Raw genomic sequence first — 12,446 nt, 5'->3', positions numbered from 1 at the left:
ACTCGGAAGACGCCATGCTAGCCCCACTCCAGCAACTTGGACAAGCGACTCTGAATACCCTGCAAAAGCTGGGGCGGGCCAATTTGTTCATTTGCCATGTCACGACCGGACTGCCCGATATTCTCAGGCGCGTTCGCCTGTTGCTGGCGCAGGTTTATTCGGTGGGCGTGCTCACCATCCTGCTGGTGAGCATTTCCGGCCTGTTCGTCGGGATGGTATTGGGGCTTCAGGGTTACAATGTGCTTTCCGATTTCGGGGCGGAGCAGACTTTGGGGGTGATGGTGGCGGCTTCCTTGGTCCGGGAGCTGGGGCCGGTGGTCACGGCCTTGCTGTTTTCGGGGCGGGCGGGTTCCGCCTTGACCGCGGAAATAGGCTTGATGAAGGCTACCGAGCAGCTTTCCGGCATGGAAATGATGGCGGTCGATCCGGTGAAGCGCATCATCGCGCCGCGCTTTTTTGCCGGCTGCCTGTCGATGCCTTTGCTGGCCTCGCTGTTCAGCGTGATCGGCGTCATGGGCGGCTATTTCGTCGGCGTCGGGCTGCTCGGCGTGGATGAAGGCGCCTTCTGGTCTCAAATGAAAAACAAGATCGATTTTTACGACGATATCGTCAACGGTCTTATCAAAAGTGTGGTATTCGGGATCATCGTCACGTGGATAGCCGTGTTCGAGGGTTACGATGCCGTCCCCACCTCCGAGGGGGTTGGCCGGGCGACCACGCGCTCGGTCGTTTATTCGGCCTTTGCCGTGCTCGGGTGGGATTTCGTATTGACGGCTTTAATGTTCGGGGGGGATTGATGCAGGCATCGAAAGCAGTCGAGATCTGGGTTGGTTTGTTCGTTGCCGCCGGTTTGATCGCTTTGTTCTTCTTGGCCATGCAGGTCAGCAATCTGGCCGAATTGAAGAGCGACGATGACAGTTATAAGATCGTCGCCCGCTTCGAAAACATCGGCAGTTTGAGAGTTCGGGCGCCGGTATCGATGGCGGGCGTCAGGGTAGGGCGGGTCAACGCCATCTCGTTCGATAACCAAACCTATGAAGCCGTGGTGGAGATGCGGATCGAGCCGGAATACAACACGCTTCCGATCGACACCAGCGCCAGCATACTCACGGCAGGACTATTGGGCGAGCAGTATATCGGCCTGACGCCCGGCGGATCCGACGAGCATCTGGCGAACGGCGACGAGATCGAGCTGACTCAATCGGCGATCGTGCTGGAGCAAGTCATCAGCCGCTTCCTGTTCAACAAAGCGGAAGGCGGCGGCGACAACAAGAGCGGCGGAGAGGGTGGCGGCTCCGCTGCCGCCCCTGTCGAATGACGCCGGCATCGCGCGTGGGGCGTCATGGCTGAATCTCCCGTCTCGTTTGAATTGATCGACGAAGGTCGAGGCTGCTACAAGCTCAAAGGCGAGCTGACGTTTGCGACGGCGTCGGATGCGCTGAAGAAAACCCAGGTTGTTTTCGACGGAGCGCCCCGGCTTTCATTCGATTTGGAGGGCATATCCCGGGCCGACAGCGCCGGCGTCGCTCTCCTGCTGGAGTGGCTGCGGCGGGCGGAACAAACCCGATCCGAGCTGCGTTATACCCACCTTCCGCCGCACCTGAGAGCGATCGCCCAGGTCAGCGGCATCGAGCGATTGATCGCCGCCGACTCTCCGGAGGCTGTCGACTGACGTCGACCTCGTGCTAGTAAAAACAGATACCGACAATGGATAAACTTCTCATTACCGGCGGCAAGCCTCTTAGCGGCGAGCTGCGCATTTCCGGGGCCAAAAACGCCGCACTACCCATACTCGCCGGCGCCTTGCTGTCGGAAACGCCCGTCATCATCGGCAATGTTCCGCATCTGCACGACATCACCACCACGATGGAGTTGCTCGGGCGGATGGGAGTCCACCTGTTGGTGGACGAAAAGATGAATATCGAGGTGGATTCCGGGCCGATCGAGAATTTTTTCGCGCCCTACGAGCTGGTGAAAACGATGCGGGCTTCCATTCTGGTGCTAGGGCCCTTGCTGGCCCGCTTCGGCCGGGCCGAGGTTTCGCTGCCGGGCGGTTGCGCCATCGGCAGCCGGCCGGTTAACCTGCATCTACACGGATTGGCGGCCATGGGCGCCGAGATCAACGTGAGGAACGGTTATATTCACGCCAGCGCCAAGCGTCTCAAAGGTTGTCGCCTGGTTCTGGATCAGGTTACGGTGACCGGTACCGAGAATCTCATGATGGCGGCGGTTCTCGCCGACGGGACGACGATCATCGAAAATGCCGCGCGCGAGCCCGAAGTGGTGGACTTGGCCAATTTCCTCAACCAGATGGGCGCGAAAATCTACGGTGCCGGATCCGACATCATGGAAATCGAAGGCGTCGAATCGCTTTCCGCCAATGGGATGCACTACCGCATCCTGCCGGATCGTATCGAGACCGGCACGTATTTGGTTGCCGCCGCCATGACCGGCGGCCGGGTCAAACTGAAGAACACCCGGCCGGATCTGCTGGACGCCGTGTTGGCCAAGCTTCAGGAGGCCGGCGCCGTCATCACCTGCACCGATTCGACCATCGAACTCGACATGCAGGGCGGCCGGCCGCAAGCCGTGTCGCTGCGCACCGCGCCCTATCCGGCATTTCCGACCGACATGCAGGCGCAGTTCACGGCCATGAATTCGGTTGCCGAGGGTATCGGCGTGATCACCGAGACCGTATTCGAGAACCGGTTCATGCACGTGCACGAAATGCAGCGCATGGGGGCCGATATCCAGCTCGAATCCAATACGGCCATCGTTCAGGGCAGACCGAGCCTGACCGCTGCGCCGGTCATGGCGACCGATCTGAGGGCTTCCGCGAGCCTGGTTCTGGCGGGGCTCGTGGCCGAGGGCCAGACCGTGGTCGACCGGATTTATCATATCGACCGCGGATACGAGTGCATCGAAGAAAAGCTGTCGCAACTCGGTGCGGAGATACGCCGCATACCCAACTGAAACCTGACGCATGCTCACTTTAGCCATATCGAAAGGGCGGATTTACGAGGAAGCGCTGCCCCTGCTGGCGCAGGTCGGGATCGAACCGACCGTCGATCCGGACAAGAGCCGCAAGCTGATTCTGCCGACCAACCGCGACGACGTTCAGTTCCTGATCATCCGGGCAACCGACGTGCCCACCTATGTGGAATACGGGGCTGCCGATCTCGGCATCGCCGGCAAGGATGTGCTGGTCGAGTACGATGCCCAAGGGCTGTACGAGCCGCTGGATCTAGGCATCGCTCGCTGCCGATTGATGACGGCGGCCATGAAGGATTCGGAGCCCGCACCGAGAGGCCGGTTGCGGGTGGCGACCAAATATGTGAAAACGACCCATCGTTATTTCGCCGGCCGCGGCATTCAGGCGGACATCATCAAGCTCTACGGCTCCATGGAACTGGCGCCTCTCGTGGGATTGGCCCACTGCATCGTCGATCTGGTCGATACCGGAAATACGCTCAGGGCCAACGGACTCGAGCCGCGCGACTTGATCATGGAGGTCAGCAGCCGGCTCATCGTCAACAAGGCCGCGATGAAGATGAAGCACCGCGAGGTCACGTCTTTCGTCGAAGAATTGAGGCAAGTCGTCAGCGAACGCAGCAAGCAAGCGGGGTAAGCATCATGTCGGATATCTCGATTACCCGTCTCGAAACGGGGTCAGCGAATTTCGCGCAGAGCCTGGATGCGATCCTGGCGTGGAACGAGGCCGAAGACGCGGCGATTCACGGCCGGGTGATGGACATCATCGCGCGCATCCGGAAGGAGGGCGACGCTGCGTTGCTCGAACTCACCCGTCTTTACGATCGTTTCGACGTGGCGAACGCTTCGGGTCTCGAACTGTCGCGCGACGCGCTGAAAAAGGCGTGGGACGGATTGCCCGCCGAATCGGCCGAAGCGCTTCGGAAGGCGGCGGACCGCATCCGCGCGCATGCCGAGCACCAGAAGATGGAGTCCTGGCAGTACACGGAAAGCGACGGCACGATGCTGGGACAGCAAGTGACGCCGCTGGACAAGGTGGGCGTCTACGTACCGGGCGGAAAGGCGGCTTATCCGTCCTCGGTGCTGATGAACGCCATCCCGGCGAAAGTGGCCGGCGTGCCGGAGATCGTCATGGTGGTGCCGACGCCCGGAGGCGAGACGAATCAACTGGTTCTCGCGGCCGCTTATCTTTCCGGCGTCGACCGGGTGTTCCGGATCGGCGGCGCGCAGGCGGTGGCGGCTCTGGCTTACGGCACGGAAACGGTGCCGCGGGTCGACAAGATCGTCGGCCCCGGAAACATCTACGTGGCGACCGCGAAAAAGCTGGTATTCGGCCAGGTGGGCATCGACATGGTGGCGGGCCCCTCGGAAATTCTCGTCATCAGCGACGGCGGAACCGACCCGGACTGGATCGCGATGGACCTTTTTTCGCAGGCGGAGCACGACGAGGACGCCCAGGCGATACTCATCAGCCCGGACCGCGCCCACCTGGATGCGGTGGAAGCGAGCATTCGCCGTCTCTTGCCGGGGATGGAACGGGCCGAGGTGATTCGGACTTCGCTGTCGCGTCGCGGCGCTCTGATCGAGGTCCGGGATTTGGACGAGGCGGCGGCCGTGGCGAATCGCATCGCGCCCGAGCATCTGGAACTTTCCGTGGCGGATCCCGAGAACCTGGCCGCCAAAATCCGCAATGCCGGCGCCATCTTCATGGGCCGCTACACGGCGGAAGCGCTGGGCGATTATTGCGCCGGCCCCAACCATGTGCTGCCCACCTCCGGGACGGCCCGGTTTTCGTCGCCTTTGGGCGTGTATGACTTTCAAAAGCGGTCCAGCCTGATTTTCTGCTCGCGGCAAGGCGCCGATCATCTGGCCAGGACCGCGTCGGTGCTGGCGCGCGGCGAAGGGCTGACGGCCCACGCCCGTTCCGCCGAATATCGGATCGTAGAACGGTCATGACCGATCTCTCGGACAAAATCCGGTCTTTACTAAGACCGGAAGTGCTGGCTTTGTCGGCCTATCACGTTCCGGATTCTTCGGGCTACGTCAAGTTGGATGCCATGGAAAACCCTTACTCCTGGCCGGATGACATGGTCGACGAATGGCTGGCCCGGCTGAGCGAGGCCCAGCCGAATCGCTATCCCGATCCCGCGTGCAGCCGGCTTAAAACCGGGCTGCGCAACGCTTACGGCGTGCCCGAGGAGGCCGGGCTCTTGATCGGGAACGGTTCCGACGAAATCATTCAGATCATCCTGATGGCGCTTAAAGGACGCGACGCGACGGTTCTGGCGCCCGAGCCGACCTTCGTCATGTACCGGCAGATCGCGTCTTGCCTGGGGCTCAAGTTCGTCGGCGCGCCTTTGCGCGAGGCGGATTTTTCGCTCGATATGACTGCCATGCGTACGGCTATCGAAACGCATCGGCCGGCCGTCATCTTTCTGGCCTATCCCAACAATCCGACCGGCAATTTGTTCGATCCCGGCGATATCGAAGAAATACTGCGAATGGCCCCGGGTTTGGTGGTTTTGGACGAAGCCTACACGGCTTACGCCGGACGCAGCTTCATGCCGCGCCTCCCGGAATTCGACCGGCTTCTCGTCATGCGCACGCTGTCCAAGCTGGGTCTGGCTGGGCTTCGGTTGGGATTTTTGGCCGGCGCCAGGGCATGGGTCGACGAATTCGACAAGATCCGACTGCCCTACAACATCAACGTATTGACTCAGATCAGCGCCGAACTCGCCATCGAGAAGCGCGAGCTATTCGAGGCTCAGGTAGAACTCATCTTGCGGGACCGTCGGCTTTTGCACGAAGAACTCAGCCGGCTTCCGGAAATACGGGTCTATCGGAGCGATGCCAATTTCATTCTGTTCAGGCTGCTGCGGCACGATCCCGACCGCGTATTTCGGGCGCTCAAAGATGCGGGCATCCTGATCAAGAACCTGCACTCTTCCGGCGGCCGGCTGGCCGGCTGTTTGCGGGTGACGGTCGGAGTTCCGGAGGAGAATCGAAAATTCCTCGGAGCGCTCGCAAAAGCGTTGGCCGCCTAGGGTGGCGTGCCGATACTATTGCTTTCTTTGGCTTTCTAAAACAAAATCCACCCGCCGAGGAAACGCATTGTCAACTATAACGATTCAACGATGTGGAACCTGACGAGTTCCGTAATTAGAAACAAATAATAGAAAACTATAAGACCTAGCTTAAAGGGGTACTCGGGAGATGTTGGCATGACTACTGAAGGCGTGGATATCGACAAGCGCCGTTTTTTAACTCAGGCGGCGGTGGTTGTCGGCGCCATAGGCGCGGGTGCCGTGACGGTACCCTTCATCTCATCGATGAAGCCCAGCGCCAAGGCCGAAGCCTTGGGCGCTCCGGTGGAAGTCGACATCAGCAAGATCGAGCCGGGACAATTGATCCGTGTCTTGTGGCGGGGCAAACCGGTTTGGATATTGCACAGAACTCCCAACAGCTTGGCGATCCTGCCCACGCTCGACGATCAGTTGCGCGATCCCCAGTCGAAGGAGTCGGAACAGCCGAAATCGATGGCCAACGAGCTACGATCCCTCAAACCGGAGTATTTTGTCGCCATCGGCGTCTGCACCCATCTCGGCTGTTCTCCCGTCTATCGCCCCGAAATCGCGCCGGAGGATTTGGGGCCGGACTGGAAGGGCGGATTTTTCTGTCCCTGCCACGGCTCCCGCTTTGATTTGGCCGGACGCGTGTACAAGGCGGTTCCTGCACCGACCAATTTGGAAGTTCCCCCTTATCGCTATATCAGTGACACGCGGATCGTGGTCGGCGAGGAGTAGTCAAAAATGTCTTCGGAAAAAGCAAAAGCCTTTTTGAATTGGTTGGACGAGCGGTTTCCCGTAACGCAGTTATGGAACGAGCATCTCGCCAAATACTATGCGCCGAAAAATTTCAATTTCCTGTATTTCTTCGGCTCCCTGGCGCTGCTCGTACTCGTCAACCAGATCCTCACCGGGATTTTCCTGACGATGCACTACAAGCCGTCGGCCGAGCTCGCGTTCGATTCGGTCGAGTACATCATGCGCGATGTCGATTACGGTTGGCTGCTCCGGTACATGCACTCGACCGGCGCGTCGATGTTCTTCATCGTCATCTACATCCATATGTTCCGGGCGATCTTCTACGGCTCCTTCAAGAAGCCCCGCGAACTGATCTGGCTGTTCGGCATGACCCTGTTCCTGCTTCTCATGGCGGAAGCTTTCATGGGCTACCTGTTGCCCTGGGGACAGATGTCCTATTGGGGGGCGCAGGTCATCATTTCGTTGTTCGGTGCGATTCCGGTCATCGGCGAGGATCTCGCGGTATGGGTCCGGGGCGACTACGTCGTTGCCGACGCTACGTTGAACCGGTTTTTCGCGCTCCATGTCGTCGGAATTCCGCTAGCCATTCTGATGCTCGTAGGGTTTCACTTGGTCGCGCTGCATACGACGGGTTCCGGCAATCCCGACGGTATCGAAATCAAGAAGCATAAAGACGAAAACGGCATTCCGATCGACGGCATACCTTTACATCCTTATTACACCATAAAGGATTTATACGCTGCGGTTGTCTTCCTAATCATCTGTTCGATTATTCTTTTCTACATACCGGAAATGGGCGGATACTTCCTGGAGCATCCGAATTTCGACCCGGCGAACCCCGCCGTAACGCCCGAGCATATCCAGCCGGTATGGTATTTCACGCCGTTTTATTCGATTCTGCGCGCGATTCCGAACAAGCTGGGCGGCGTTACGGCGATGGGGGCGGCGATTGTGTTGCTGTTCCTGCTGCCGTGGCTGGATCGCTCGCCGGTGAAGTCCATCCGCTACCGCGGCCGGATTTTCAAGGTCGCTCTGGGCTTGTTCGTGGTGAGCTTTATCGGGCTCGGTATCCTCGGAACGAAGCCCGTCACGCCGAGCGCAACGTTTTTTGCGCGCCTATTCACGATGATTTATTTCGCGTTCCTGCTTTTGATGCCGTTTTATCCGAAGCTGGAAAAAACGAAACCCGTCCCTGAACGGCTCGCTGAGCCCGTCATTCCGCTAAGCAAGCGCGAGGGCGAACATTGGCGACTCATCGAGCGCGGTTTGGAAGCCGCCATGAACAGCGCTTTCTATCAGAATATGAAAGCGCGATTGGAGGCGGTTGAGAACCATCCGTATTATCAGAACGTAAAAACGCGATTATCGACGGCTATCGGATGGCTCAAAACTTACGGAAGCAAATAAGAATGAAAACGGCATTCGGCATAGCACTATTGTTATTTTCCATTGCCGCTTCTGCGGTAGAGCCCGTAAAACCTCTCGACAACGCGGATGTGGATATTTTCGATTCCGATTCCGTCCGCAGAGGAGCCGGTTATTTCGCCAACTACTGCATGGGCTGCCATTCCGTCAAGCAGATACGCTACTCGCGAATCGCCAAAGATTTGGAACTCGACGAGGACACGATGCGGCGCGAGTTCATGTTCGGCAACGTCAAGATCCAAGACAATCTCGAAACCGCAATGAGCAAGGCGGACGGAGAAAACGCCTTCGGCGTGGCGCCGCCGGATCTGTCGCTGGTGGTGCGGGCGAGAGGGGCGGATTGGCTTTACAGTTACCTGAAAAGCTTCTATGTCGACCCCAAGCGGCCGTTCGGCGTGAATAACCTGGTTTCTCGCGATGTGGCCATGCCCAATGTTTTATGGGGGCTGCAAGGCATGCAGGAGCCGGTGATCAAAAAGGTCGGCGGCGTGGATACGGTGGTCGACGTCCGGTTGACCCAGAAAGGGTCGATGTCGCCGAAGGAGTTCGATCAAGCCGTGACCGACATGGTCAATTTTCTCGCGTATGTGTCCGAGCCGTCCAAGCTTCAACGCATTCCGCTCGGAAAATACGTCATCTTATTCCTGGTGGTGCTGGCGGTCATTACATATCGGTTGAAGAAGGAATATTGGAAGGATATCCGATAAGGTTTAATGGTAGAATGAGCGGCCGGCCGGTTGGAAACCAATGATGCTCGGTGCTGAGCCCGACGAACGGCCCTTTCCCGGCGGAGGTCGGCGCGTGAGCCGTAAGCCATCGGTATTTCTCCAACCGGGACCTTTCAGTCTTTCGTGAGGTGTTCAGCGTGGCAACCAGTGCCAGTCGCAAATCGGTCATGACCCTTTTTTGCTCTCCGATCTGCGCCTATAGTCATAGAACACGGATTGTTCTGTTCGAAAAAGGGATTGCGGCGGATATCGAATATGTCGATGTCAATCAGCCGCCGAAAGATTTGATTGCGCTGAATCCTCATGGCAGCATTCCGACGATGGTGGACCGGGATCTGGTGTTATACGATTCCCGTATCATCATGGAATATCTGGACGAACGTTTCCCTCATCCGCCGTTGCATCCCATGGACCCCGTATCGAGAGCGCGGGCCCGGATGCTGGTTCATCGCATCGACCAGGACTGGTATCAGCTGCTGGACGAAATCGAAAAGTCGGCGGATAAAAAGAACCCCAAAGCCAAGAAACTTCTGCGGGAAAGCCTTATTGCCGCGGCCCCGGCGTTCGCCTCCAAGCCTTATTTTCTCAGCGACGAATTTTCTTTGGTAGACTGTGCGCTAGCTCCTTTGCTTTGGCGCCTGCCCGCTTTGGGCATAGATTTGCAGAAACAGGCGGAAGCGATTGCCGACTATGGCCGGCGCTTGTTCGAACGGGATGCGTTTCAAGCCAGTTTAAGTGACCAGGAGCGGGACCTAACCTCTTTTGCCGAGCCGCTAACTGCCTGATGAGTTCTCTCAAGCCGTATCTGATACGGGCCATATACGACTGGATAGTCGACAATAAATTCACGCCTTATTTGCTCGTCGATGCCGAAACACAGGGCGTCGTGGTGCCGAGACAATACGTTCAGGACGGAAAGATCGTGTTGAATCTTCGGCCCCAGGCGGTTCACGGCCTATCCCTGGGCAACCAGGAAGTCGAGTTCAGCGCCCGCTTCGGAGGAACGCCGATGCAAATATCCGTCCCGGTGCGCGCGGTGTTGGCCATATATGCGCAGGAAAACGGGAAGGGCATGATTTTCGACGAGGAGGGCGATGACGATACCCCTCCGCCTGCCGATTCCGCGCCTCAGGCACCGACCGAAAGGAAAAAGCCGGTGCTCAAGGTGGTCAAGTAATTCGAACGGCCGATGGCCGCCCGCCGCTACGGTTTCTCCGGCACGTAAAATTTCGTGACTTTGGCCGATTGGCCCGCCTCCCGGTCGAGGGGAATGATCTTGGCGGTTCCGCGGCGTTCCACCTGATCGATGCGAACGATCTCATGCATCGGAATGAATGAACGCCGCACGTTGGCGAATTCCGTCTTGAGCTTCTCTTCGTAAGGATCCACCACCACGGATGTGGTCTCGCCGAAAACAAAATCCTCGATCACCACGAATCCGAACATTTCACCTTGAAAAACCCGCTTGGCGTACATTTCGTAGACTTGGTTCTGATTGATGAAGATGATTTTGTAAATCAGGTTATCCGACATGATGTTTCAACCGGGCAATGGAGCGTGATTCGGAGCTGACGGAAAATCCGGCGATTATAAGGCAAAATTCGAAGGTCCAGGCGTAGCCGAAGCGAATAAGCTCGCGCAGGCGGATCGGGAAGCTTCGCCGTTTCCCCGAATATCCATCTGAAGCATTTTCATCTCGCATCAACGGCATTCCGTGCGGAACGCGCGTCGTGGAGGCGACTGAAGTCGCCCCTACATCGCTACTATATTCGTATTGAAAACGCTCTAAGGCTCGATTGCCCGTCAAGTTTGAAATCGATTGCCAGAGCGCGGAGTTTGTCCAATGATGTAAGCGGCCGGCTGGCGGCGATGTCCGGCAGTCATACGGATGGGAGGTCTGCATGATTAGTGTGAAACGGGTTTACGAAGTGCCGGCGCCTGCCGACGGCGAACGCTTTCTGGTCGAACGGCTGTGGCCGAGGGGCGTTTCCAGGCCGATGCTGGCGATGACGGCCTGGATCAAAGAGGCGGCTCCGAGCAACGATTTGCGGCGCTGGTTCGGCCACGACCCCGCAAAATGGACCGAATTCAGGCGGCGCTACTTTGCCGAACTGGACGGAAAGTCCGAGGCGCTCCAGCCTCTTCTGGATGCCGCTGCCCGCGGGAATGTCACCTTGCTCTATAGCGCGCGCGACACGGAGCACAATAATGCGGTAGCCTTGGCCGAATATTTGGTAAACCGTTTATCCTCGCCTATGGCTTAGGCTCAGCCCGTTTGGAACAGCTCATGAATTCGACCCGCTTCGACGCCCGTGTTTTGTTCAGTTACGCCTTCCGCCCGTTTTTCTTGCTGCTGGGCGCTCTTGCCGTTTTGTCCATTCCGGCCTGGGGACTCCATCTTAGCGGAATTCTGACTTGGCCGGATGCATGGCCTGCCGCAGTCCGGCACGGGCACGAAATGATCTTCGGATTCGCCGGGGCGGCGATCGCGGGATTCTTGCTGACGGCCGTCGCCACCTGGACCGGTCGCCCTCCGGTCGCGGGATTGCCGCTGACGATCTTGTGCGCGACCTGGATTGCGGCCCGGATCGGAGCCTTCCTGCCCGCGATTTTCGGCAGTGGTCTATGGGCTTTGGCGAGCCTCCTGTTTTGGGGCGGCGTACTGGTGCTCATGGCCCGCGAAGTGATCGCCGTCCGAAATACCCGGAACTATAAAGTGCCGGGCTTGCTGTTCGCATTTCTTGCGACCGAGGCTTATTTCTTCATCGCGGCGCCCGGCGATGCGGCGAAACAAGAAACCGCGCTCCGCATCGGATTGTGTCTGGTCATCGGCATGATCCTGCTGGTCGGCGGCCGGATCATTCCCGGCTTCACCCAGAACTGGCTGCGCTTGAACCGGCCCAAGCTGAGTGTGAGTCTGCCGTCTTTCGACCAATTCGACGGCGCGGCCGTCGCAGCCGGCATCGTGTTTGCGCTGAGCTTCGTTTTCTGGCCCCATTCAGCGGGAACGGGCGTACTCGGCATTGCGGCATCGGCACTCCACTTTGTCCGCTTGTTCCGCTGGCGCGGTTGGCTGGCGGGCCCGGAACCGCTGCTCTGGATCTTGCACGTCGGCTATGCCTGGATACCCATCGGCCTGGCCTTGCTCGGAACCAGCATGCTGCTTGATCGGCCGGGACTCTGGGACAGCGGCTTTCATGCGCTCGGCTACGGCGCCATCGGCACGATGATTCTGGGCGTGGCGGCGCGGGTGGCGCTCGGCCATACCGGACGGCCGTTGCGCGCCTTTCCTGCGATGACGCTGGCTTTCGGCATGATGACGCTCGGAACCCTTTTCCGGCTTTTCGCCGTTCCCGGCGGCCTGCTCATGTGGGCTTCCGTGGTGCTCTGGTTCGCGTCTTATCTGCTGTTCCTGGTGCGGTATTGGCCTATCTTGCTGGCGCCGCGCGCCTGAGCCCGATCATGGCGCAGGGCCCCT

The 12,446-nt window shown here is 58.7% G+C and carries 15 protein-coding genes; 14 read left to right on the top strand and 1 reads right to left on the bottom strand.

Translation table 11 applies throughout. The annotated features are described in order from the left end of the window. The first annotated feature begins 14 nt into the window (after positions 1 to 14). The 12 genes from mlaE (at position 15) to ACWJKU_RS11845 (ending at position 10,145) form a co-directional block, all read left to right on the top strand. Positions 15 to 797 (top strand): lipid asymmetry maintenance ABC transporter permease subunit MlaE, encoded by a 783-nt coding sequence (mlaE, locus tag ACWJKU_RS11900; RefSeq protein ID WP_454142516.1) that lies wholly within the window; start codon positions 15 to 17, stop codon positions 795 to 797. Beyond that, positions 797 to 1,318, top strand: coding sequence for an outer membrane lipid asymmetry maintenance protein MlaD (mlaD, locus tag ACWJKU_RS11895; RefSeq protein ID WP_454142515.1), 522 nt, complete (start codon positions 797 to 799; stop codon positions 1,316 to 1,318). Before mlaE ends, mlaD begins: the two co-directional genes overlap by 1 nt. A gap of 24 nt (positions 1,319 to 1,342) precedes the next feature. Next, a complete protein-coding gene (locus ACWJKU_RS11890) occupies positions 1,343 to 1,672 on the top strand; it encodes an STAS domain-containing protein (protein ID WP_454142514.1) in 330 nt (109 codons plus the stop codon). A gap of 35 nt (positions 1,673 to 1,707) precedes the next feature. Continuing rightward, a complete protein-coding gene (murA, locus tag ACWJKU_RS11885) occupies positions 1,708 to 2,973 on the top strand; it encodes a UDP-N-acetylglucosamine 1-carboxyvinyltransferase (protein ID WP_454142513.1) in 1,266 nt (421 codons plus the stop codon). A 10-nt stretch (positions 2,974 to 2,983) separates the two neighbouring features. Then, positions 2,984 to 3,628, top strand: coding sequence for an ATP phosphoribosyltransferase (hisG, locus tag ACWJKU_RS11880; protein ID WP_454142512.1), 645 nt, complete (start codon positions 2,984 to 2,986; stop codon positions 3,626 to 3,628). A gap of 5 nt (positions 3,629 to 3,633) precedes the next feature. Further along, positions 3,634 to 4,947 carry a histidinol dehydrogenase gene (gene hisD / locus ACWJKU_RS11875; RefSeq protein ID WP_454142511.1) on the top strand — a complete coding sequence of 438 codons (1,314 nt, stop codon included), beginning with the start codon at positions 3,634 to 3,636 and terminating at the stop codon, positions 4,945 to 4,947. Then, a complete protein-coding gene (gene hisC / locus ACWJKU_RS11870) occupies positions 4,944 to 6,035 on the top strand; it encodes a histidinol-phosphate transaminase (protein WP_454142510.1) in 1,092 nt (363 codons plus the stop codon). Before hisD ends, hisC begins: the two co-directional genes overlap by 4 nt. A gap of 177 nt (positions 6,036 to 6,212) precedes the next feature. Further along, the gene (gene petA, locus ACWJKU_RS11865; protein ID WP_454142509.1) at positions 6,213 to 6,794 is read left to right on the top strand and encodes a ubiquinol-cytochrome c reductase iron-sulfur subunit; all 582 of its coding nucleotides are present in this window, start codon (positions 6,213 to 6,215) and stop codon (positions 6,792 to 6,794) included. A gap of 6 nt (positions 6,795 to 6,800) precedes the next feature. Continuing rightward, the gene (locus tag ACWJKU_RS11860; RefSeq protein WP_454142508.1) at positions 6,801 to 8,222 is read left to right on the top strand and encodes a cytochrome b; all 1,422 of its coding nucleotides are present in this window, start codon (positions 6,801 to 6,803) and stop codon (positions 8,220 to 8,222) included. Between the two features lie 2 nt (positions 8,223 to 8,224). Next, on the top strand, positions 8,225 to 8,947 hold the full coding sequence (locus ACWJKU_RS11855; RefSeq protein WP_454142507.1) for a cytochrome c1: 723 nt from the start codon (positions 8,225 to 8,227) through the stop codon (positions 8,945 to 8,947). Between the two features lie 188 nt (positions 8,948 to 9,135). Continuing rightward, positions 9,136 to 9,753: a glutathione S-transferase N-terminal domain-containing protein gene (locus ACWJKU_RS11850; RefSeq protein WP_454142506.1), complete on the top strand. Its 618-nt coding sequence runs from the start codon at positions 9,136 to 9,138 to the stop codon at positions 9,751 to 9,753. Next, positions 9,753 to 10,145, top strand: a complete 393-nt coding sequence (locus tag ACWJKU_RS11845; protein ID WP_454142505.1) for a ClpXP protease specificity-enhancing factor — start codon at positions 9,753 to 9,755, stop codon at positions 10,143 to 10,145. Before ACWJKU_RS11850 ends, ACWJKU_RS11845 begins: the two co-directional genes overlap by 1 nt. A 26-nt stretch (positions 10,146 to 10,171) precedes the next feature. Here ACWJKU_RS11845 and ACWJKU_RS11840 read toward each other — a convergent pair whose 3' ends face one another. Beyond that, entirely contained in the window at positions 10,172 to 10,501 is a 330-nt protein-coding gene (locus tag ACWJKU_RS11840) for a DUF1820 family protein (RefSeq protein ID WP_454142504.1), read from the bottom strand. A 368-nt stretch (positions 10,502 to 10,869) separates the two neighbouring features. Here ACWJKU_RS11840 and ACWJKU_RS11835 point away from each other — a divergent pair, with 368 nt between their 5' ends. After that, positions 10,870 to 11,232 carry a DUF488 domain-containing protein gene (locus tag ACWJKU_RS11835; RefSeq protein ID WP_454142503.1) on the top strand — a complete coding sequence of 121 codons (363 nt, stop codon included), beginning with the start codon at positions 10,870 to 10,872 and terminating at the stop codon, positions 11,230 to 11,232. Between the two features lie 23 nt (positions 11,233 to 11,255). After that, complete coding sequence (locus ACWJKU_RS11830) at positions 11,256 to 12,422, top strand: NnrS family protein (RefSeq protein ID WP_454142502.1); 1,167 nt, start codon at positions 11,256 to 11,258, stop codon at positions 12,420 to 12,422. Positions 12,423 to 12,446: the final 24 nt, after the last annotated feature.

The organism is Methylocaldum sp. MU1018, from assembly GCF_053646775.1.
This window is presented reverse-complemented; position numbering and strand designations above follow the sequence as displayed.